The organism is Streptomyces sp. NPDC037389 (assembly GCF_040636475.1).
GTDB lineage: Bacteria > Actinomycetota > Actinomycetes > Streptomycetales > Streptomycetaceae > Streptomyces > Streptomyces hesseae.
Window position 1 is genome coordinate 37,142 of record NZ_JBEZUS010000006.1, and the last position, 20,492, is coordinate 57,633.

The following is a 20,492-nucleotide window of genomic DNA, read 5'->3' on the forward strand; positions in this document are numbered from 1 at the left end:
GGGCTACCAGTGCCGAGGAGGGCCGGCCTGGCGCCTCGCCCTGATGCCCGGCAGCGGTGTCAGCGTGCATGCCCCTGAGTGATGCCAGCGAGAGAGGATGCCGAATGACGGTCCTACCGGACTCCCCGGGCTTTGTGGCAGAACTTTCAGCTGATGACGACAGACGGTACGACCCCAAGGCGCTTCTGACGTTGTTGCGGACGTTCGCAGTGGTTGTTTTGCGGGAGATGATGCTGACTCCAGTTGAGCAGGTCGAGCTGACACGCGGCCTGGGTGAACCACAGGTGGACCCGGACACGTACAACAGGCACCCAGACAATCCCGAACTCTTTGTCGTGGACAACTTCGGTGACACGCCGGTGGTCGGCAATAACGACTGGCACACCGATGGCTCATTTTTACGCCAGCCCGTCAGGTACACCATGCTGAGAGCGGTTTCGCTGCCGCCGTCAGGCGGCGACACCTTGTACGCCGACTTGCAGACCGCGTACGAAAGGATGCCCTCGCAGTGGCGAGATGCGCTCGCTGGCGCGATGGGCTTGCACACCTACGATCGCATTGCGGCCAAGCGGGCCGAAGCTCATAACAACCCGGCAGTGCTGGCAGCTGGTTCAACCCCCGCACCGGTCCGTCACCCGATCATCAGAGCGCACCCCGATACCGGGGCCCCCGTTCTCTTCGTGAACGAACTCTGCCTTGCCCGGATCGAGTCCGGAGACGGATCCCCTGTTGAACTGAGTGTGGCGGACCTGATCGCTCACGCCACCCAAAACCAGTTCGTGTACCGCCATCAATGGGCGCCCGGTGACGTGGTGGTCTGGGACAACGCCAGGGCTCTCCATCGATCGGATTTCACTGCTCCACTGGTCCGGGTGATGCATCGCACGACCACTGAGGGCGACATTCCCTCCGGATACGAGGCAGGCGCCAAATGATTGTTCTGGGAACCAAGCCGGGCCAGCATGATGCGTGCTTCGCACTGATACGGGACGGGGAACCTCTCTTTGTCTACGAGGTAGAGCGTTTCAATCGGGTTAAGCGCGCGACCTCCATAGATCTCTCGGTGTTGTTCGAAGGGCTCGCGGAGTACTCGATATCCCCTGCTGACGTAGACCTCGTAACAAACTGCATGGACCCCGGCGAACTGGGGAAACGCAAGGCGCAGATGTCGGAATACATCACTCCAGACAAAGTCGGCAGTATACATCGCTTTCTCGACTGGCATCTTCCGTCGTGGTACTTGCTGCTACGCGAGGGGGGCTTTCCGGTCGGCCGGATCGTAAACATTCGCCACCATCTGTGCCATGTGTCCGGCGTCTACTACTCGGGGCCGAGTACTGACGCGGCAATCCTCAGCGTCGACGGCAGCGGCGAGGCGGAGACCTCGATGCTCGCGCACGGTCGAGACGGCCGGATCTCCATCCTCGGGACCACTCCGCACCCGCACTCGCTCGGGCACCTCTATCAAGGTGTCACGATCTGGCTCGGGTGGGGATACGGCGAGGAAGGGAAGACGATGGCCCTTGCGGCCTACGGTGACCCTCAACGTTTCAGGCGACAGTTGGACTCGTTCATTCATGTTGACGACGATGGTCAGTTTCGCTACCTCCCGGCCCTTCGCCCTGGACCACTTCGGTATGCGTCGACGGAAATCGGGCGCATCGTCCTGCCGCAGCTGGTCGGGCCGGGCCGGCAGGACGGCGAGGAAATATCGCAGACGCACCGGGACGTCGCGGCGGCCGTCCAGGCGATATGCGAAGAGATCATGCTGAAGCAGGCAAGATTTCTCAAACGAGAAACCGGCTCGAAGACTCTCCTTCTCGCGGGCGGCGTGGGTCTCAACTCGGTGACCAACGGAATCCTTGCGGCCGAAAGCGGATTCGACGACGTCATCGCTTATCCACAGGCAAGCGATGCGGGGACCGCGCTCGGCGGAGCAATGTATGCATATCACAACATCAGCGCACCCGAGCAGCCCCGCCGGTGGCACATGACGCACGCATACTGGGGACAGGGCATCGACCTGGAGAACCTGGACGCAGCGAGCAAGACCTACCAGGTACGCGGCAGCCAATCAGGCGACATTGCCGCGGACGCGGCAGAAACACTGGCAGCCGGCCATGTCACGGGATGGGTACAAGGCAGGTCTGAAATCGGTCCGAGGGCGCTCGGGAATCGCTCGATCCTGGCAAACCCCCTCGTGCCCGGCATCAAAGACAAGGTCAATGGCGTCAAGCACCGAGAGCCGTGGCGCCCCTTCGCGCCGTCCGTCCTTCGAGAGGACGTGAGCACCTACTTCGAGGCCGACTGCGATCTGCCGTACATGACTACGGTCGCACGCATCAGGGATGAGTGGCGCCACCCCCTGGACTCGATCGGTCACATCGATGGCACGGCGCGTGTTCAAACGGTGACGGAAAAGAGTAATCCTCTCTTCTATCGATTACTGCAGGAGTTCAAGAGCCGGACTGGAATCGGAGTGCTCTTGAACACCTCACTCAATGGCCGGGGCGAACCGCTCGTCCAGACATGCGAGCAGGCACTTCGGCTCTATGTGAATTCTGAACTCGATGCGATCGTCATCGGGGATCGGCTCTTCACCGACAAGACAGACGCACTCGTCGGGCAGAGTCTCATTCCCTACGTGTGGAACATTCGGAAGTTGCCCCGGACGCGGCTCTTGGTTGTGCCGGGCGAGCTGCCGGCAAGTAAGAGCGAGCTGCTTCTTGATATCGTGCAGGACAATCCGGAAGCCCGTGTAGCTGTATCTGACGGCACGGCAGTGGCTGAGGCCATTTCAGCCGCCGGTCAGGAATGGATCGTATCGGTCCCGGCGCTTGAGCCTGGCGATATTGCATCCTCGTACGACGCGGTGGCTTTCTACGTGCCGTTCCCCGGCGACAAGTGTGTCTTCGAGGAGGAGATATATTATTCGCCGCTTGCTGTACTGTCGCGGCGAACTATGGAGGAAGCGGGCGTCCCCGTATACTGGATTGACTCACGAGGTGATGTCAATTCCATGCGGGATTCCCTGTACGTGCACCACGACGAACCTCCGGCACTGGCGATACCATCCGCCTACCAGCGGTTCTGGACGCCCGCCGAGCGACCTTGAGCGGACGGAGCCGGAGGACACCGGCCTGCGGTGAGATCAGGTCCGAGCCGATTCAGGATCCGGATCTACCGATTGTGGACCCGCACCATCACCTGTGGCCGGACAGCCCGACGAGCTTCGCGGCCGTCCCCGGAGAGCGGAACGCCAACGCCACGCCCTACTCGGTGCAGGACCTGCGTGCCGATACCGGGTCCGGGCACAACGTCGTTGCCACCGTTTTCGTGGAGTGCTCCACCAACTACTACACCGAGGGGCCGCAACATCTACGGCCCGTGGGAGAGACGGACTGGGTCGCGAGCCAGTCCGTCTCCGACGGATTACTCAGCGGCATCGTCGGCTACGCAAACCTGATGGGGGAACCGTCTGAAATCGCCGAAACCCTGGATGCGCATACCGGAGCAGGGAACGGCATATTCAAAGGGGTCCGCCACACAGTGGCCTGGGATGCGAATCCGGGTGTGTTTACTTCCATCCGCAGACCGCCCTCGGGGCTCCTTCTCGACAGCATCTTCAGGAGAGGGGCATCCGAACTTGCGCGCCGCGGGCTCGTTTATGAGACCTGGACGTACTTTCACCAACTCCCGGAGCTGTGCGACTTCGCACGATCGCACCCGAGCCTCGTGGTGGTACTGAACCATCTCGGCGGCCCCGCAGCGACCGGCCCGTACGCCCAGCAGAGAAACGAAGTGCTCGAAGAATGGCGCGCCGGCATTAAGTCGCTGGCACGCGTTCCTAATGTGGTAATGAAGCTCGGCGGGATCGGCATGCCCGCATTTACCCCGGTTGAATTCATCGAGTCGACCCCCATGACATCCACCAGGGTCGCCGACTACTGGGGCCTGCAAATCCGCTACTGCATCGAGACCCTGAGCCCCGAACGGTGCATGTTCGAAAGTAACTTCCCGGTAGACAGAAGGCTGTGTGACTACGCCACCCTATGGAACGCGTTCAAATTGATCGCTGCACCCTACTCGATCGCCGAGCGTGAATCCCTCTTCGCCGGTACTGCTCGCCGAACCTACGGTATTGGACGATGAGAAGGAACCGCACCACACCACCGGTGTGCGCCTCGGTACGGGGAATCTCCCGCCGCCGTCACCAGGTTCGCCCCGTGCTGTTCAGCGGGCATGGTGTGGGTCCTTCGGTGCTCAGGCGGCCGGTTCCTGTTCGCGGAGCTGGGTGAAGTCGACGTCGAGCTTGGGGTCGTATGCCTCCGGCGTCGTGCTCGGTCACTGCTGGTGCTCGATCGGTGTGCCGTCGGCGGTGCGGGCCTTGGTCTCGGAGTCGCGGAAGGCGTACGGGGCGCGCCCGGGGAAGCCGTGCCCGTTCGGGCAGGTGTGCCATGTCTGCTTGAAACCGGGCTCGTCCTCGACCTCGATCTCCCAGGCCGTCGCCTCGGACCAGTGCTCGTCTTGCGGGCAGTACCACTGCTCGGTGTCGCTGCCGTCGGTCATGCTGGTCTTCCCTTCTCTCCCATATCGTCGGCTGCTCGACAGGGGCCGCCTGCCGTCACTGCCCGGTTCCGGGCTCGTCCACGGCCAGCAGCCGCAGCGGGCGGTGGCCCTGCTCATCCAGCTGGGCGAGTTCGTTGTCGGCCTTGGCCCCCATCCGGTACAGAGTGATCTTGCCCAGGTCGCGGATGCGGGGCGAAAGCTGCTTGCCCACGAGGGCGAACAGACCGAAGTTGACCAAGGTCACGCCATGCGTGTCGGTAGCGTGTTCGGTGATCGGCAGATCGGTGGCGTTGCCCAGGATCTCGTCCAGCACATAGTGCGCCTCGCGGTGGGTGGCGACGATGACCTTCGTGCCGAACGTCGAGTGCTGATCGCTCACGTGGGTGTAGGTAGAGATGCCCTCGGAGACGAAGTACTTGTTCAGGTGCCTCGCGGTGATCGACTTGCCCCGGGTAGGGAACCTCTGCCCGTCCGAGGACGACAGCGCGCCCGAGCCGAACATGCTCGTCATGGGCAACTGGTGGTGGTAGCTGACCAGGCAGATGTTCGCCTCCCGCAACGTCTCCTCCCGGATGTACCACTCCGCGGTCCGGGCCAGCACGTCGTACGGGATGCCGCAGGAGGCGGCCATACCGTGCAACCCCAGATTCGTGGAGAGCCCGATCAGGCAGGCGATCAAGTTCCTCTTCAGCGCCGGGGAGCGGGCCTGCTTACCCCCGGCATGGGTGAAGCAGTCCAGGAATCCGGTGTGCCGGTCCATCTCTACCAGCAGCGAGGCGATCGGCACGTTCGGCAGCATCCGCTCCAGCTCGGCGTGCAGGTCCTCGGCCTCGGCGGGGATGTCCTCCGCGGTCAGCGGGGAGATGACCAGCTCGCCGTCGTCGTTGAGGCGGACCGGCCCGTCCCCGGACTTGAGGGTGTCCTCCAGATCGCCGAGGGCGTCGTCGAGTTCGTCCATGACCAGTGGCAGGGCCTCGGAGAAGTCCGAGCTCTTGCCGACCAGGCGGCAGAACTCCGCCCTGTGGTCCTCCCATTGGGCGGGCTTGAACAGGTAAGCGGCCGGGTTGTCGTAGCGGCGTGAGCCCGGCACGTACACGTCCCCCGAGCGCAGCCCCTCGCGCAGCGCGAGCAGCGTGCACAGCTCCCAGTAGTGCCGGTACGCGGTCGCGTCCCCTTCGCCGCAGCCTCATCGAGGTAGCCCTGCCAGCGGGCCGGCACGAACGTGGTGGGAGCGTTGCCCGGCACGTTGCGGGAGCCACTCGCGTTCAGCTCCCGCAAGATGCCCAGGGCCTCGATCAGCCGCTGTGCCTCGGTACCGCCGGCAAACCGCACGGTCTCCAGCACCTTCGGTGCGAACTGGCGGATGTAGGTGTAGGAGCCGTCCAGCATGCGCAGGTGCCCGTGGTCCCGCGGCAGCCGCAGGTTCGTGCTGGCGTGCGCACCCCGGATGCGGTCCATGCCGATCTTCTCGCGCAGCAGCATCCCGACGTCCTCGTCCGGGATCCCCACGTCTGCAAGGACGGGCAGGATCTCGTCCAGCAGCGCGAGCCGGTCCTCCGACGCCTTCGCCCGCTCCGCGAGCGCGTCGCGCAGCTTGATCCGGGCCCGGGACTCCGAACCCGACAGGGTCTGGTCGAAGAGTTGCACGACAGAGTCGAGGACTTCGACAGCGGACTGTGCCAGCAGGGTGAGCAGGATCGGGTGGCGCCGGTTCGGCTCGCGCCGCACCAGGGCCTGCGCGGTCAGACGGCGTCCGATCTGGGCGAGGTGACGGCGCCGTTCGGCGGGCAGCACGGACATGTCGAGCGTGTGCGCGTCCAGGCCGCGCAGGAACTTCAGCTTCTCCACCTCGCCGCCCACGCTGTTGGGCGATGCCTGCACCGGCCCGGTGACCATCCAGTCAGGCGCGAGGACTTCAGCTTCGCATCGAAGACCAGCAGCCCGTCCAGGCCCGGCGCGCGCTCGCCGGTCAGCAGGTGGGCCACACGGGCGTGGGTCTCCCCCTCGGCGGCCTGACGGGCGGTGCCGACCTTCTCCAGCAGCGTGACCACGCCAGGCCGGATCACCTTCGCCGACCGCAGGTATTCACACCCCAGACGGAACAACAGCGACGGCGAATCATGCTCCATCGCGCGGGCCAGCAAGAACTCGTCCAGCTCCTTCAGCTCCAGCGACTTCGCCGAGGTGAGGGTGAAGCAGCGGATCAACTCGTCCTTCCCGATCGCCGGGAACGAGCGCAGGGCCTCCAACTCCTCATCGGAGAACACCCGCGTTGCCATCTGCCGCCCCTCTCGCCACCGGATTCACTCGTTCAGCCCAACGAGCCACCGGCTCCGCAGCGACGGGCCAGGTCAGGAGCTACTTCGTTGTTTTTTCGGCGAGTACTACTGGGACCCCCGCATCGCGCGCGAGGAGCGTACCGGGCGGCAGGTCGGGGCCGACTGGTCGTGGATCGTACCGCCCCTCTCGGGCGCCGCCACACCCGTTTTCCATCGCTACTACGACACCGGACAGCGCCTCCCGGCATTCCTGCACCCCTGACGGGTGTACGGGGTGCGTGGTTCCTCAGCGTCGCTCCGGTGCCCGAATCACACTGCCGAATCACACTGCCGACACATGACGCGCAGGGCTCAGTGCCGCACCGCCCTGGCGACTTCCGCCCGCACGTCGCCGGACAGCTTGCGGTTGCTGCGCGCCGTGGCCGTGCCGGACTTACCGGCGGGGACATCGGGCACGGTCACGACCGCGGTGTCCAGGAGGTTGCCTCCCGGATCCGTGAAGTTGACCTGGGCGGCGAAGGACTTGGCCGAGCTCGCCTTGTTGTCGGCGGTCAGCTGGGCCGAGGCACTCCCGTCACCGTCGGTGGTCACTTTGCCGAGCTTCACGTCGCCCTTGACGTCGACCCCGCCCTTGATCTCGTCCAGCTTCCGCCTCGCCTCCGCGCTGGCCGACGCGAGGGCGCCGGAAGCCTGCGAACCGAGGGACGACGCCGCCGCGGAAGCCTGGGAGGCGACGGAGGCCGCCTTGCTCCCCGGGCCGGACGGACTGCTCGGATTGTTGGAGCAGCCGACACCTGTGAATGTGATGAGACCGGCCAGCGCCGCGCCCGTCGCGCGTGTCCAGCGTCGAGTCATTTTCCCTCCAGCCGTGCCCTCGATGACGTCCTCCCCAGTCAAGGGCTCGCCACCTGTCGGCGCACGCCGAGAGCCCCGTCCCCGGCGACAGCTCACCTGGACGGCTCAAGCGGTTGGGCGGCGATCGGGCCCGCGAACAGTGGTGGTGCGCGTTGGGCGGTAAAATGTAGGGACCTGAGTGGTCCACTATTTCCCTTTATTTCCCTTAAATGCTTCGGCTTTCGCCCGCGAATCACAGGAGCACCGCTCCACCGCCTCAGTGTCCGAAGGCCGGGGCGCGGGCTTGCGTGGCGAACGATGACGTCGGACGACAAGCGAAGAGAAAGAGGAGCCCCCGGTCGGCATCCACCGCGCCAGTGGGTGCCGCGGTCGTCGAGCCGACCGGGCGGGCTGTTGACCTGCGCCGGGGACGACGGGTCGGCCCGGTGGCGGGACGGCGAGCGACTGGAGCATCTGTTCGAAGAACGGTGCGACCGGCTGCGGGCCCAAGGGCGGGAAAATCACCTCGCGGTCGACGCCGGTGCCGTCACGCTGACCTACGCGCAGCTCGACGACAGAGCCAACCAGCTCGCCCGCCTCCTGCTGGACCGGGGCACACGCCCCGGCGACCGCGTCGGGCTGCTGCTCGACGACGCGGTGGACGCCTACACCGGCATGCTGGGCGTGCTCAAGGCGCACGCCGTGTACGTCCCGCTGGACACCGGCTACCCGGCGGACCGGCTGTCGTACATGGTTTCCGACGCCGCCGTGCGGACGGTCCTGACACTCTCCCGTCTCCGCGACCAGGCGGACCGCCTCCCTGACGGACCGGACGGACCCGAGCTGTTGTACCTGGACCGGATGCGCGCCGAAATAGCGAAGCGGCCCCACCGCCGCCTCGGCACCATCACCGCGGCACAGCCGACCGACGATCTCTGCTACGTCATCTACACCTCGGGCACCACCGGCCGCCCCAAGGGTGTGGCCATCGGTCACCCGGCCATCTGCAACTTCGTACACGTGGCGGCGGAGGTCTACGGCATCACCGCCGAGGACCGGGTGTACCAGGGGATGACCCTCGCCTTCGACTTCTCCGTCGAGGAGACGTGGGTGCCCTGGGCGGCCGGTGCGACGCTGGTGCCCCGGCCGACCGGCCCCGGTCTGCTCGGGGCCGAGCTGGACGCCTTCCTGCGGGACCGGCGGGTCACCGCCCTGTGCTGCGTTCCCACGTTGCTGGCCACGCTCGACGCAAGCCGTTCCGGGCTGCGGTTCCTGCTGGTGTCCGGGGAGTCGTGCCCGCAGGACCTCATTCGCCGCTGGCACCGGCCCGGCCGCCGTTTCCTCAACGTCTACGGCCCGACCGAGGCGACCGTCACCGCGACCTGGGCCCTGCTGGATCCGGACCGTCCGGTGACGATCGGCGTCCCGCTGCCGACGTACGCGGTGGTCCTGCTCGACCCCGGGGCGAACACCACTCCGCCACCCGGCACCATGGGCGAGATCGCCATCGCCGGCATGGGGCTCGCCAGCGGCTACCTCAACAGGCCGGACCTGACCGAACGCGCTTTCGTCCCGGACTTCATCGGCATTCCCGGCAACCCCTCCGGCAGGATCTACCGCACCGGGGATCTGGGAAGGATCAACGCCCACGGCGAGATCGAGCACCACGGCCGCATCGACACCCAGGTCAAGATCCGCGGCTACCGTGTGGAACTGGCCGAGATCGAATCGGTGTTGCTCCGCGTGCCCGGCATCGCCCAGGCCGTGGTGACCCGGCACGAGCCCGCCCCGAACGTCGTGGAGCTGTGTGCGTTCTACACCACCCGGGAAGGCGCCGTCGTGGACCCCGACCACGTCGTCGTACAGCTACGGGAGCGACTGCCGGCCTACATGGTCCCCGCCTATCTGGAACCCATCGCGTCGATACCGGTACTGCCCAGCGGCAAGGCCGACCGCGGCCGTCTGCCCGCGCCGACCGGACCGCGCCGAATCACGGCGCGGCGCGACTTCGCGGCGCCGACGACCGGCACCGAACGGACGCTGGCCGAGCTGCTGGCCCGCACCCTGCGGGTCGAACGGGTCTCCGCGGACAGCCACTTCTTCGACGAACTCGGCGCCAACTCCCTGCTGATGGCGCGCTTCAACGCGGCGGTCCGCGAACTCCCGGGCCTGCCCAACGTGTCGATGAAGGACGTCTACCTCCACCCCACCGTACGCGCCCTCGCCGCGACCCTGGACCGGACGGCGCCCGCCGTGCCACCGCCGCACCACACACCGGCAGGGCGCCCGGTACCGACGCCGGCGGTGAGCACTCCTCGGTACGCCTTGTGCTCGGCGACGCAACTCCTGATGTTCCTGACCTACGTATGCCTGGGCTCGGTGGCGCTGGACGCCGGAACCGCCTGGGTGAGGCAGGGCGTCGGGTGGCCCGCCGTCTACGGGCGCGCGATCGTCTTCGCCGCCGCGATGCTGGGCTCGACGGGTCTGGTGCCGATCGCCGCGAAGTGGATTCTCGTCGGCCGGTGGTCGGAGCGGCGCATCCCCCTGTGGAGCATGGCCTACGCCCGCTTCTGGTGCGTCAAGACCCTGGTCACCACCAACCCGCTCGCCCTGCTGTCCGTGGGCACGCCGCTGTACACGCTCTACCTGAGGGCTCTGGGCGCCAGGATCGGACCCCACGTCCTGATCCTCACCCTCCGGGTGCCGGTGTGCACCGACCTGCTCACCATCGGAGCCGACAGTGTGATCCGCAAGGACACCTATCTCAACGGCTACCGGGCCCACGACGGTGTCATCGAGACCGGCCGCGTCACCATCGGTGACGGCGCGTTCGTCGGCGAGCACAGCACCCTCGACATCGGCGTACGCCTCGGGGACGCCGCCCAGCTCGGCCATGCCTCCTCGCTCCACTCCGGCCAGTCCGTACCGGCCGGGCAGTGCTGGCACGGCTCACCGGCCGTACCGGCGCCGGCCGGATGCCGGTACCTCACGGTCCCGCCGGCCCGTTGCGGCGATGTCCGTCGCGCCTGCCACAGCATCGTCCGGCTGCTGACCGTGGTGGCCACCACCGGAGTGGGCGGTGTGACCGTCGCCGCGCTGCTGGAGTCCCGGCCCTCCCTGCTGGCCGGTACGGTCACCGGGGCGGTCGGCCCGGACAGCTGGGCGTACTACGCCGACGGCTTGCGGATCTCCGCGGCGGCGGTGCTCGGCCTCGCCGTCCTCGGACCGACCCTGATCGCACTCCTGTCGAGATTGCTGTGCCGTCTGATCAGGCCGAACGTGGTCCATCCGCTCTACGGTGCACAGTTCGCACTGCAACACGCCACCGCCCGGCTCACCAACATCGGCTTCTACAACGCCTTGTTCGGCGACAGCTCGGCCGTCGTGCGCTACCTGAGCGCCCTCGGTTACCGGCTGAAGCCGGTCGAGCAGACCGGGTCCAACTTCGGCATGGTCGTCAAGCACGAAGTCCCCACCCTCAGCCGCGTCGGCACCGGGACCATGGTCTCGGACGGGCTGTCCTTCATGAACGCCGAATTCTCCAGCACCTCCTTCCGTGCCGTCCCGGCCGTCATCGGCCGGAACAACTTCCTGGGCAACAACATCGCCTACCCCGCCGGCGGCAGGACCGGCGACGGCTGTCTGCTGGCGACCAAGACCATGATCCCGGTCAGCGGCCCGGTCAAGGAGGCCACGGGGCTGCTGGGCTCACCGCCCTTCGAGATCCCGCGCTCGGTCGAACGCGACCACCGCTTCGGCCACCTGGGCACAGGATCCGATCGCCGGAGGAGGATCGCGGCCAAGAACCGCCACAACGCCGTCACCGTCGCCCTGTTCCTGACCGTCCGTTGTCTGTACGTCTTCGGCCTGGTGCTGATCGCCATGCTCCCCCCGGGAGACGACGACGTGTCGCCCTGGCTGGGCACGGCCGGCTCCACCGTGCTCGGACTCGCCTTCACCGTCGGCTGGTTCGTGCTGGTCGAACGGGCTGTGGTGGGCCCGCACGGACTGCGGCCCCGTTTCTGCTCCATCTACGAGAAGGACTTCTGGAGACACGAGCGGTACTGGAAGGTACCGGCCACGGTCTACCTCGCCATCTTCAACGGAACGCCGCTCAAGCCGGTCATCTGGCGGCTTCTCGGTGTCCGCATGGGCCACCGGGTCCTCGACGACGGATGCCACATCATCGAGCGCACCCTCACCCGGGTCGGCGACAACTGCGCACTCAACGCGGGCAGCACCCTCCAGGGCCACTCCCTGGAGGACGGTGTCTTCAAGTCCCGCCACATCACGATCGGCGACGACTGCGCCATCGGCACCAGCGCGTTCGTCCACTACGGCGTCGTCATCGACGACAACGCCCATGTCGACGCCGACTCCTTCTTGATGAAAGGCGAACACGTACCGGCTCATACACGCTGGCGGGGAAACCCGGCGGCCGAGCTGGCAGCCGGCCGCGGCGCCTACGACGGCGGTTCGTGCCCATGAACGCGGCGTTCGCGTCACGCCCGGGTACCGCCGCCACGAAGGGCCCTCCACCGGACGGCGGAGCAGCGCCCGACGCGTGCGGTGCCGTCCGGCCGGGGGCTCGGCCGCAGTGGCCGGTCGGCGTGGTGGTCACGGCGGTTGCCGAACGATGACAGGTCCCTTTGGGAGAGCCATCAGGCTCTTATCGCATAACGGCCGGTCTGCGACAGGCTACGTCCGTCAGGCGACGCGGTGGTCTCCTCCCGCAGGGAGGCGATGGTGAGATCGGTTGTCGGGCCGTGCCGCACCATGCCGACGGCCTGACCGAGCGTAAGCGCCGACAGCGCGCCCACGACTGCCGACTGCACGAGTGCACCCCATCCGGCCTGGTTCATCGCCAGATGCGCCAGCTGCAGGATCAGCATCCCCCGGCCGACGGCTGCCGCGCCGGTGATGAGCGCCTCCTCCCGCCGGTGCCCGACCTCGCCCGCCAGGGCACGAAGGATCACACACGTCGGCCAGGAGGTCGTATTCGAAATCGACGGGGGCGAAGGTCACCGACCGGGGGATGCCGATCCCGGCCGCCGCCGGCCGTTGCCGCTTCCACGCCTGGGTAGCCGGGTGATCGACTTCGAACACCCTCAGCCCGGCGTGGGGGTTGCGGTACGCGAGGGTGCCCAGGCCGGCACCGAGGACCACCAGTTGCCGGGTGCCAGTGGCCACGGCGGCGGCGAGCACTCCGGCACCCACCGCACCGACGCCCACTGTTTCTACCTGCGCGAGCGGATGGCCATCGTGGCCTTCCGCTTCAGCGAGCCGCTGGCCTGAGGCGTTATCTCCGGTTCCCTCTCACCCTCCGGGAGTCGGCATCCGTACGAGGAAGGTCAGTGACTCCTGCCGGGTGCCGAGGTGGATGGGCAGGGCGGAAAGCGAGGTGCACGCCGCGTGAAGCTGTTGCGGGGACGCGGGACGGGTGTGCCAGTTGACGATCGAGGCAAGCGTCCTTCCCCTCATGTGCGCCGCGGGTCGCGCGTGGTCCGGAGGCTGTGCCAGCACCCCCGAGACGGGCATATGCCGTGGCATCCCGGCAGGTGACGGGTGGACGAGGACGGGCGCGCCAACCGGGTTCGTCTCCAGGATTACGAACGGGTCGGGAGACGGTCGCCAGCCGGACCGCGCCAGCAGGGAGGACCGTTCGACGAAGTACGTGAGCCAGCTCCGTGGGAAGAGCATGGCCCGCCCCTGGGTGTGGACGAGTGCCCCGCACAGCAGCCGCGTCTGGTGGGCCTCCGGCGGGCCGAACCCGGCGACGACCCGTTTCAGCAGTGACAGGGCCTCTTCTTCGCTGCGGGAGCGGGCCAGCAGTTCGCCGCCGCGGAAGATCAACCACAGGTTCCGGGGGCGCCTCACGCGCAAGGTGACCGGTACGTAGCCGGCGTCCCCGTTCGGTGCGGGTTTCCCGGCCACCAGGCCGGCCACTTTTACGGGCTCGGCTCCTCGCGCGGCGATCCCCACGGCCTTCCCCCGGGCACGCGCCGTCACCACTGCGTCGACGGGTTCGGCGCCCACTGTGACCGAGCAGGACGTGGGCGTCTCGCAGACCACCTGTCCGGGCTCTTCCCCACCGAGTTCGATCAAGGCCGTGGTCACGGCGTCGAACCCACGCAGGAACCGGGGGCTGTCATCGGGGGTCAGCAGGACGGCCGAGGGTGTGCCCAGTCTCGCCACGTCCGCCCAGGCATCGGCCAGTTCCTCGATATACCCCGGGACCGGCCGGCCACCCCACACCTCGGGGCGGCCGTCACCCGTGATGAGCACTGAGGCGTCCATGCGGGCGAGAGCTTTGCGGTTGGCTTGAAGATCGGCTCGCAGGTGCCGGCAGTATCCGCAGCCGGGAGATGACGCGATGACCAGAACGGGACGGCCAACGGTCCGGCGGAGGCGGCTCCTGCCCATCTCGGCCGTGGGACCTTGCCCGGGGAGGGGGACGTTTTCCGGGGCTTCGTCCCGCTGAAGACCGGCCGAACGCCAAGCCTCCAGACACCGCGCGTACGCCGCTTCGTGCTCGGCCGGTACCGTCGCACCGTGGGCTGCCCAGTTCATCACCGCCGGGGGAACATAGGCGGCGATGGGCGCGTGACAGCTCAGCAGCATTCCGTCGCCGCCGGTCTCGAGCAGGACGGTGCCGGACGTCAGCCGCAGGGCGGTTTCGGCGAGCAGCCGCACCGCCGGGGCGCCTGCTCCTGTCACCCGTGGCAGTGCGCCGTCACCTCGCCGGGGGCTTTGAAGCAGAACCCCGAGCAGCAGACATCGATGCCGGGCAGGCACTCGGCCCCCTCCGGCAGGCAGAACGCCACGGGTGCCGGACAGGCGGCCGGAGCGACGCAGAGGTCGGTGAAGACATCATCGGAGCCGATCGAAGTGGCCTGGCAAGGCTCCCCCGCGCACCCACTCACCGGCGTGCTCCGTGATGCCGCATCACAGACGGCAAGTGTCTCCATGGGTCCTAGTGAACCCGCCCCGCCCCGCGCCGTCGCGGGCGCGTGGAGCGCACACCCACCGCGCACGGAGGCACGCGGCCGCCGTGCGAGGGACAGCCCTCAGCCCGCGAGGGGCTCTTCCGCCTCGAGCCGGTGGGTGGCTTCACCGTCGAGCTGGGCAGACTCGTCGGCCTACCGGTCGTCGGCAACGGGCACTCCCGGCCCAACGGCATCCGGGGCATCCCCGACCGGGACCAGAACCTCCGCCCCCCGCCGTCAGACCGCGACACCGCTGTACAGCGCCTCGCCCATGGGGGAACTCTCCCCGACGACATGGGCCCGGATCGACGCGATGTAGTCGTCACGGTCGACACGTCCGTCGCCGTCGGCGTCCAGGGCAGCGAACGCCGCTTCGGCGTTGTGGGCCGGGTTGTTCAGTGCGGTGCGCAGCGCCGTGAACTCGGGCAGGTCGAGAGTGCCGTCCAGGTCGGTGTCGGCGAGGTCGAAGAGCGCGCCGAGGACGGGTGCGCAGACGGTGTCGAACGCTGCGGCGCCCGCCCATGCCGCGTACTCGTCGAACGTCAGCTTTCCGTCGCTGTTGGCGTCCATCGACGCCCATGCCCGCTCGCCGAGTGTGCGTGCGGTGGCGACCAGCGGGTCGTCCTCCTCGCGCCCCGTCGCCGATGCGGCGTTCCTCGTGCGTGCCAGGTATTCGTCCTTGGAGACGGTCCCGTCCCCGTCCGCGTCCAGCATCGTGAAGATGAGCCGCTGCGCGGTCGTTCGATCCATCGATGACCCCTTGTGGTGAGGGCTGCGTTCCGGTTCGGCTGTCCTACCCGGCGTTCCGGCGGTCAAGGCACCCCGACGGGTGTATGTGGTGCACGGTGTCGCACCCGGCGCGGGCGTGTTCGGCCGCTCCGGCACGGCATGGGCGCTACTGGACGCCGGCCGTGCCCTTGGCGACGAGGGACTGGTCGCCCACGCACGGGAACTCGCCGAGCGCGTACCGTTGCGCTGGCCCAACCCCCACGTCTGTCACGGCATGTCCGGAGTGGGCATGACCCAGCCGCGGTTCTGGGAGGACACGGGCAGCGACCACTTCCCGCGCCGGACCCAGGAGGCCGCCGAGGCGATCACGGCGGCACGCGAACGCCGGGAGAACCTCTCCGCCTGGCCGATCGCACACGGCTGACCCTCCCACCTGGCCGGTCTCGTGCACTACGGCTTCGCCCATGGCGTCGCGGGGGTCGGGGCGTTCCTGCTCGACCTCGCCGAGGCGTCAGGAGAGGACCAGTACCGGGTGTAGGCCGGTGAGCTCGCCGCCAGTGTGTACGCCAGCCACGCCGTGCACGACGGCCGCGTCCTCGCCCCGGACGAGACCGGCGTCTCCGTATCCCTCGACTACAACACGGGACTCGCCGACGTACTGGCCTTCCTGCTGCGCCTACGGCACAGCAGCCCGCGACCGTGGCTGCCCACCACTCTCACCGGGCCGCGCCGCGACCGGTGAACACGCTTCCCCGCCCATGCGGGGGCCCGCCGAATCCAAGAGGAAGTGACCGGACATGGCGAACGACGTCGACACACTGCAGCTGCTGCCGATGGACGAGGAATTCGAGGAGAGCACCGACTGCCCGTCGAGCTGCTCGTGGAGCTGTTCATGGAGCTGTTCACGGACCAACGTGCAGGCCGATGAACACCGCTGGTCCGTCCCGTGCCGCACGGGGGCGGACCAGCTCGCCGTCTGTACGCCGGCCCCTGCGGCTGAAGACGTCACCCGTGGCGCGACGTATCCACGCCGGGACACGGACCACGGTCGGCGCGGCGGGTCCGGCTGATACCGCCCGGCGCGGGCTCCACCCTGCCCGGCACAGCGGACGCACACCCTCCGCCCGTGCGACGGAGAAGGCGCCGGACGGCCGCACCCACGCGATCGTTCCCGACATGAGAGAGGCCGGGATCGGTGTGAGACTGGGAGCGGAAGGGGTGATCCCCGTGCCGGACCCTCCGCACGCGCCCGCCGGTCCCGACAGCGCCGTCGACGAGAATCAGCTGGAAGAGCTGATCATCGAGGCGCAGGCGGCCCTGCCGTTCGAACTGCCCGACCTGGCGAACCGGTGCGCGGCGGCCCTCGGCCTGGGCACCACGCTGATCTACCTCGTCGACCTGCAACAACAGCTGCTCATCCCCCTCGACGAGGCCCTGAAGCCACTGCCGGTGGACCGCTCGCTGGCCGGCTGGGCATACCGCACGGTCACCCCGCGCGTGGAGGACGCCGGCGACGACGTGATCGTCTGGATGCCTCTGGTCGACGGCGCGGAGCGGCTGGGCGTGATGGCGGTACGGACCGCCTCGCTCGACGGGGTGCGGATGCGCCGCAGCCGCATGCTGGCCTACCTGTTCGCCATGCTGATCACTTCCAAGCGCGCCTACAGCGACTGGCTCGCCGCCCGCGCCCGCACCGCGACCATGCGCCTGCCCACCGAGATGCTGCGGGCCTTCCTGCCGTCCCACACCATCGGCACCCGCAGATGCGTCTCTACCGCGGTCCTGGAACCCGCGTACGACATCGCCGGCGACGCCTTCGACCACTCGGTGGTCAAAGACGTACTCCACACCATGATCCTCGACTCCATGGGACACGATCTGGCCGCCGGCCTCGCCACGTCCGTCGCCATGGCGGCGGCGCGCAACGCCCGCCGCGGCGGCGGCGGCCTGGCCGACATCGTCGGCTCCATCGACCAGGCACTCGCCCAGTGGCTGCCCGACCACTTCTGCACCGGCGTGCTGTGCCGGCTCGACGCGATCACCGGAACACTGCGCTGGGTCAACTGCGGCCACCCCCCGCCGCTGCTGATCCGCGCCGAGCGGGTCCTCGAGGGGGCGCTGGACAGCTCCCCGCAGCCGCCGATCGGCCTGGCCGACCAACTCGCCCCGGCGGTCCGGCAGGTCCACGAGACGACACTGGAACCGGGCGACTGCGTCCTGCTCTACACGGACGGCGTCGTGGAGGCCCGCGACGCGGACGGCGCGGAATTCGGCCTCGACCGGTTCACCGACTTCATCATCCGCTCCTCCTCGGCCGGCCAGCGCCCGGCCGAGGTCCTCCGGCTGCTCATCCACGCCATCCTCGACTACCAGCGCAACCAACTACGCGACGACGTCACCATCCTCCTCTTCGAATGGCGCCCGCAGTACCAGTGACCCGGCATCGCGGCCTCGCTTCCCCGGCCCGACCCGGCTCCCCAAGGTCACAGGCGGCGTGCACGCAAATTGCAAAGTTCTTCAATTCGCTACATGACGTATTGGCCGTGCCCGCATAAGCCGTGAGCGCGGCCACTGGGCAGGCCCCGGCCGGCGGGACCGTGCGGCAGACAGAGTATCGAGGGGCACCGTCAGCGGCGCCGCGGACACCGGCGGCGGCGACAAGAACATCCGGACCACCCTGCCCATCCGGCCCGTGCGGGCCCGAACGGGCCGGGCGACGGGCCGGGAGGCCAGGTCAGTACGCGGGCCCCCGCGGAGTCTGTGTCGTACCGGCGTGTGGCACCGGGTCGCCGCGACGGGCGGCGCGACGGACCCCGACCAGCAACAGGACGCTCGCGAACAGGATGACCGGCCAGGGCGTGAGGAAGAGGACCACGGCGCCGACCAGGGTCAGAGCCAGGAGCGCCCAGGCGATGAACGACGGTGGGGTGATGCCGCGGCGGTCCATCCACAGCACGGTCAGGCCCAGCAGGATGAGCGGCGGGCCGAAGCTGGCCAGGCTCAGCCAGTAGGCGCTGTTCGCCGGGCTCATGCCGGCGAGGTCGTCCCTCCACAGCGCCCCGCCGAACCACGCGCCGACGTGGCTCCCGGCCTTCTCCACCGTCAGGGCGCCGAGCGTGTGCGCGGCTCCGTACAACGTGATGATCCAGCCGGCCCACTTGATCATTTCGATTCCCCCTTCATATCGGCGGTGCGGCAGTTGGCTACGCGCCGACACCGTTCCTCGCGTTATACGAGGCCGTATACATGCGAGGCTAGGCCCGTTGTACGGATCCGTACAACCCGTTGAGAGGTCGAGGCGAGGAACGTCATGGGCGCGTTGCGCACACCGCGCGAGAAGTGGGTCGAGGCGGGCCTGCGGGCGCTGGCCGAGGGCGGGGTGGACGCGGTGCGCGTCGAGTCCCTGGCCAAGGCGCTGCGGGTCACCAAGGGCGGGTTCTACGGGTACTTCGCCGACCGGGAGGCCCTGCTGGAGGAGATGCTGGACACCTGGGAGCGCGAGAACGTCGACGCGGAGATCGACCAGGCGGAGCGGGTGGGCGGCGACGCGCGGGACAAGGATCAGCTGGTCGACCGGTTCCTCCGGTCCGCCGCCCGCGTGCGCCCGGTCGACCTGGCGCTCCGCGACTGGGCCCGCCGCGACCCGGCCGTCGCCGAGCGCCTGCGCCGCGTGGACAACAAGCGGATGCGACTGGCGCGCGAGACGATCGGCTCCTTCCGCACCGACCCCGACGAGGTCGAGGCCCTCGCCCTGCTCGCCTTCTGCCTGGCCATCGGCAGCCCCTTCCTCGCCGCCGACCACCCCGGCCGCACCCGCGATCAAGTCATCGCCCGTGCCGCCGGCATCATCCTCGACCGGCCGCCCCACGACCCCGCCACCCGATGACCACCGGGTGCCCGGATGTCGTCGTAGGCCGGTCCGGACCGGCCCGGACCGGCCCGGAAGTTGCAGGACCCTGACAAGGACGGATCCTGGAAGCAGAGGGCGAACACCCAAGAGGCAGGCTGCCTCCGCGATGCCGCGGGACAACCAAGGTGTCCGGCCACTGCCCGGGCGTCTTCGAGCCGGACTACTGGGTGGCGCGATTCGACGGCGTTCCCTCGATCCCGGCCGGTGCCATCGCCGAGCAGTACGAGAACACGCCCGGGTTCGGCAAGTCGGTGGTGGCGGACAACTGGCCGGGCGTGGACCAGGGGAAAGCGAAATAGCCGGCTCAGCTCTGATCGGCTCGATGGGCCCGCCCCGCCCGGCGATGAGTGGGACCATCTGAGTCCAGGCCATCCTGAGGAGGGGGACCCCATGGGTGCGGGAGCCGACAGCGCCGGTGACGACATGGTCGTGGGCCGGACGAACGAGAGCGAGCAGCGGAGGGCGTCGACGCGATTCACGCGGCGGGCACCGTCGCCCTGCCCACCGGCGGAGCGATAGGAACCATCCCGCCGGGCAACGGACTTGTCGCCACGGGAGCGAACGGCATAGTCGGCTACGTACACGACGCGCCCCGTGACAAGCCGCAGGAGCAGCAGGCGCACGCGGGCGTCCTGGGTGTGGGGACCGCGGCCGCGCCCGGCGTCTTCGGGCGCGGCGCTCCCGGCGTGGTCGGCTACTCGCAGGACGCGGCCAGGGACGCCGCCTGGGAGACGGCGGACCCGTCGGCCGTGTGCGGACGCGCCACAGGCATCGGCGTTCGTGGCAAGGGCGACGACGGTGGGGTACGGGCGGTACGAGCGAGCGGTCCACCGGCGTCCACGGGGAAGGGTCTCCCGGCGTCTTCGGTCTCGGCGCCGAGACCGGCAATGGCGGGGTGTTCGAGTCGGAGAAGGGAGCCCAATTGCGGCTCCTTCCCCGCAAGGTCGACCGCCTCGGCCCGACCACGCCGACGACGCCCGAGGCGGTCGTGGTCAGCGAGCTGAGGCGCGGGCCCGGACTCCCCAGGAACGGCCGCGCCGGTGAGTTCACCACGCTTGAGGACCCGGCGGGTGAATGCACGCTCTGGTTCTGCGTCAGCGGCCCCGGCCCGGGGCCGGCACGCTGGGCCCAGGTGCTGCTGGGGCCGCCGTTCGACGGACGGGTCTGACCTCGACGAGCGACGAG

21 protein-coding genes and 1 pseudogene are annotated in these 20,492 nt (G+C 68.5%); 13 read left to right on the top strand and 9 right to left on the bottom strand.

Annotated features, from left to right (window positions below; genetic code table 11):
* Window positions 1–104 precede the first annotated feature (104 nt).
* The 3 genes from AB0E98_RS14620 to AB0E98_RS14630 all read left to right on the top strand — a co-directional run bounded on the left by AB0E98_RS14620 (window position 105) and on the right by AB0E98_RS14630 (window position 4,152).
* Window positions 105–935: a TauD/TfdA family dioxygenase gene (locus tag AB0E98_RS14620; protein ID WP_361702179.1), complete on the top strand. Its 831-nt coding sequence runs from the start codon at window positions 105–107 to the stop codon at window positions 933–935.
* A complete protein-coding gene (locus AB0E98_RS14625) occupies window positions 932–3,115 on the top strand; it encodes a carbamoyltransferase C-terminal domain-containing protein (protein ID WP_361702180.1) in 2,184 nt (727 codons plus the stop codon). The genes AB0E98_RS14620 and AB0E98_RS14625 overlap by 4 nt, the downstream gene beginning before the upstream one ends.
* Before the next feature lie 74 nt (window positions 3,116–3,189).
* On the top strand, window positions 3,190–4,152 hold the full coding sequence (locus AB0E98_RS14630) for an amidohydrolase family protein (protein WP_361702181.1): 963 nt from the start codon (window positions 3,190–3,192) through the stop codon (window positions 4,150–4,152).
* Between the two features lie 192 nt (window positions 4,153–4,344).
* Here AB0E98_RS14630 and AB0E98_RS14635 read toward each other — a convergent pair whose 3' ends face one another.
* From AB0E98_RS14635 to AB0E98_RS14650, 4 genes are read right to left on the bottom strand one after another with little or no spacing between them, the layout of a single operon-like run.
* Window positions 4,345–4,569, bottom strand: coding sequence for a hypothetical protein (locus tag AB0E98_RS14635; RefSeq protein ID WP_361702182.1), 225 nt, complete (start codon window positions 4,567–4,569; stop codon window positions 4,345–4,347).
* Window positions 4,570–4,624: 55 nt separating this feature from the next.
* Window positions 4,625–5,527 carry a Tn3 family transposase gene (locus AB0E98_RS14640; RefSeq protein WP_361702184.1) on the bottom strand — a complete coding sequence of 301 codons (903 nt, stop codon included), beginning with the start codon at window positions 5,525–5,527 and terminating at the stop codon, window positions 4,625–4,627.
* Window positions 5,422–6,450, bottom strand: a complete 1,029-nt coding sequence (locus tag AB0E98_RS14645; RefSeq protein WP_361702186.1) for a hypothetical protein — start codon at window positions 6,448–6,450, stop codon at window positions 5,422–5,424. The genes AB0E98_RS14640 and AB0E98_RS14645 overlap by 106 nt, the downstream gene beginning before the upstream one ends.
* Complete coding sequence (locus AB0E98_RS14650; protein ID WP_361702188.1) at window positions 6,405–6,848, bottom strand: DUF4158 domain-containing protein; 444 nt, start codon at window positions 6,846–6,848, stop codon at window positions 6,405–6,407. The genes AB0E98_RS14645 and AB0E98_RS14650 overlap by 46 nt, the downstream gene beginning before the upstream one ends.
* Before the next feature lie 121 nt (window positions 6,849–6,969).
* Here AB0E98_RS14650 and AB0E98_RS14655 point away from each other — a divergent pair.
* Window positions 6,970–7,110, top strand: a pseudogene (locus AB0E98_RS14655) (nitric oxide synthase oxygenase); the annotation flags it as partial.
* Window positions 7,111–7,199: 89 nt separating this feature from the next.
* On the opposite strand, the gene AB0E98_RS14660 reads toward AB0E98_RS14655, so the two are convergent.
* Window positions 7,200–7,703 carry a hypothetical protein gene (locus tag AB0E98_RS14660; RefSeq protein WP_361702190.1) on the bottom strand — a complete coding sequence of 168 codons (504 nt, stop codon included), beginning with the start codon at window positions 7,701–7,703 and terminating at the stop codon, window positions 7,200–7,202.
* 393 nt (window positions 7,704–8,096) lie between these two features.
* Between AB0E98_RS14660 and AB0E98_RS14665 the strand changes: the two genes are divergently transcribed.
* Window positions 8,097–12,170, top strand: a complete 4,074-nt coding sequence (locus AB0E98_RS14665; protein WP_361702191.1) for a Pls/PosA family non-ribosomal peptide synthetase — start codon at window positions 8,097–8,099, stop codon at window positions 12,168–12,170.
* Between the two features lie 219 nt (window positions 12,171–12,389).
* Here the strand turns inward: AB0E98_RS14665 and AB0E98_RS14670 are convergent, their stop codons facing one another.
* Window positions 12,390–12,848, bottom strand: coding sequence for a class I SAM-dependent methyltransferase (locus AB0E98_RS14670; RefSeq protein ID WP_361702192.1), 459 nt, complete (start codon window positions 12,846–12,848; stop codon window positions 12,390–12,392).
* Here AB0E98_RS14670 and AB0E98_RS14675 point away from each other — a divergent pair.
* Window positions 12,771–12,977, top strand: coding sequence for a hypothetical protein (locus AB0E98_RS14675; protein WP_361702809.1), 207 nt, complete (start codon window positions 12,771–12,773; stop codon window positions 12,975–12,977). The two genes, AB0E98_RS14670 and AB0E98_RS14675, sit on opposite strands and share 78 nt — an antisense overlap.
* Before the next feature lie 21 nt (window positions 12,978–12,998).
* On the opposite strand, the gene AB0E98_RS14680 is transcribed toward AB0E98_RS14675, so the two are convergent.
* Together AB0E98_RS14680 and AB0E98_RS14685 are read right to left on the bottom strand one after the other, a co-directional pair.
* Window positions 12,999–14,399 carry a hypothetical protein gene (locus AB0E98_RS14680; RefSeq protein ID WP_361702194.1) on the bottom strand — a complete coding sequence of 467 codons (1,401 nt, stop codon included), beginning with the start codon at window positions 14,397–14,399 and terminating at the stop codon, window positions 12,999–13,001.
* 506 nt (window positions 14,400–14,905) lie between these two features.
* The gene (locus AB0E98_RS14685; protein ID WP_361702196.1) at window positions 14,906–15,418 is read right to left on the bottom strand and encodes an EF-hand domain-containing protein; all 513 of its coding nucleotides are present in this window, start codon (window positions 15,416–15,418) and stop codon (window positions 14,906–14,908) included.
* 88 nt (window positions 15,419–15,506) lie between these two features.
* Here AB0E98_RS14685 and AB0E98_RS14690 point away from each other — a divergent pair, with 88 nt between their 5' ends.
* The 4 genes from AB0E98_RS14690 (at window position 15,507) to AB0E98_RS14705 (ending at window position 17,833) form a co-directional block, all read left to right on the top strand.
* On the top strand, window positions 15,507–15,821 hold the full coding sequence (locus tag AB0E98_RS14690; protein ID WP_361702198.1) for a hypothetical protein: 315 nt from the start codon (window positions 15,507–15,509) through the stop codon (window positions 15,819–15,821).
* A 135-nt stretch (window positions 15,822–15,956) separates the two neighbouring features.
* Window positions 15,957–16,139, top strand: coding sequence for a hypothetical protein (locus AB0E98_RS14695; protein WP_361702199.1), 183 nt, complete (start codon window positions 15,957–15,959; stop codon window positions 16,137–16,139).
* Between the two features lie 55 nt (window positions 16,140–16,194).
* Entirely contained in the window at window positions 16,195–16,467 is a 273-nt protein-coding gene (locus AB0E98_RS14700) for a hypothetical protein (protein WP_361702200.1), read from the top strand.
* Between the two features lie 106 nt (window positions 16,468–16,573).
* The gene (locus AB0E98_RS14705; protein ID WP_361702201.1) at window positions 16,574–17,833 is read left to right on the top strand and encodes a PP2C family protein-serine/threonine phosphatase; all 1,260 of its coding nucleotides are present in this window, start codon (window positions 16,574–16,576) and stop codon (window positions 17,831–17,833) included.
* A gap of 298 nt (window positions 17,834–18,131) precedes the next feature.
* Here AB0E98_RS14705 and AB0E98_RS14710 read toward each other — a convergent pair whose 3' ends face one another.
* Window positions 18,132–18,563: a DUF6463 family protein gene (locus AB0E98_RS14710; protein ID WP_361702202.1), complete on the bottom strand. Its 432-nt coding sequence runs from the start codon at window positions 18,561–18,563 to the stop codon at window positions 18,132–18,134.
* A 144-nt stretch (window positions 18,564–18,707) separates the two neighbouring features.
* Here AB0E98_RS14710 and AB0E98_RS14715 point away from each other — a divergent pair, with 144 nt between their 5' ends.
* The 3 genes from AB0E98_RS14715 (at window position 18,708) to AB0E98_RS14725 (ending at window position 20,475) form a co-directional block, all read left to right on the top strand.
* Entirely contained in the window at window positions 18,708–19,283 is a 576-nt protein-coding gene (locus tag AB0E98_RS14715) for a helix-turn-helix domain-containing protein (RefSeq protein WP_361702204.1), read from the top strand.
* A 149-nt stretch (window positions 19,284–19,432) separates the two neighbouring features.
* Complete coding sequence (locus AB0E98_RS14720) at window positions 19,433–19,606, top strand: hypothetical protein (protein ID WP_361702206.1); 174 nt, start codon at window positions 19,433–19,435, stop codon at window positions 19,604–19,606.
* A 623-nt stretch (window positions 19,607–20,229) separates the two neighbouring features.
* Window positions 20,230–20,475: a hypothetical protein gene (locus tag AB0E98_RS14725; RefSeq protein WP_361702207.1), complete on the top strand. Its 246-nt coding sequence runs from the start codon at window positions 20,230–20,232 to the stop codon at window positions 20,473–20,475.
* Window positions 20,476–20,492: the final 17 nt, after the last annotated feature.

Coding starts and splice junctions, on each gene's coding strand:
- AB0E98_RS14620 (WP_361702179.1), top strand. CDS start 105: ATGACGGTCCTACCGGACTCCCCGGGCTTTGTGGCAGAACTTTCAGCT.
- AB0E98_RS14625 (WP_361702180.1), top strand. CDS start 932: ATGATTGTTCTGGGAACCAAGCCGGGCCAGCATGATGCGTGCTTCGCA.
- AB0E98_RS14635 (WP_361702182.1), bottom strand. CDS start 4,569: ATGACCGACGGCAGCGACACCGAGCAGTGGTACTGCCCGCAAGACGAG.
- AB0E98_RS14640 (WP_361702184.1), bottom strand. CDS start 5,527: ATGGACGAACTCGACGACGCCCTCGGCGATCTGGAGGACACCCTCAAG.
- AB0E98_RS14650 (WP_361702188.1), bottom strand. CDS start 6,848: ATGGCAACGCGGGTGTTCTCCGATGAGGAGTTGGAGGCCCTGCGCTCG.
- AB0E98_RS14660 (WP_361702190.1), bottom strand. CDS start 7,703: ATGACTCGACGCTGGACACGCGCGACGGGCGCGGCGCTGGCCGGTCTC.
- AB0E98_RS14685 (WP_361702196.1), bottom strand. CDS start 15,418: ATGGATCGAACGACCGCGCAGCGGCTCATCTTCACGATGCTGGACGCG.
- AB0E98_RS14700 (WP_361702200.1), top strand. CDS start 16,195: ATGGCGAACGACGTCGACACACTGCAGCTGCTGCCGATGGACGAGGAA.
- AB0E98_RS14705 (WP_361702201.1), top strand. CDS start 16,574: ATGAGAGAGGCCGGGATCGGTGTGAGACTGGGAGCGGAAGGGGTGATC.
- AB0E98_RS14710 (WP_361702202.1), bottom strand. CDS start 18,563: ATGATCAAGTGGGCCGGCTGGATCATCACGTTGTACGGAGCCGCGCAC.
- AB0E98_RS14715 (WP_361702204.1), top strand. CDS start 18,708: ATGGGCGCGTTGCGCACACCGCGCGAGAAGTGGGTCGAGGCGGGCCTG.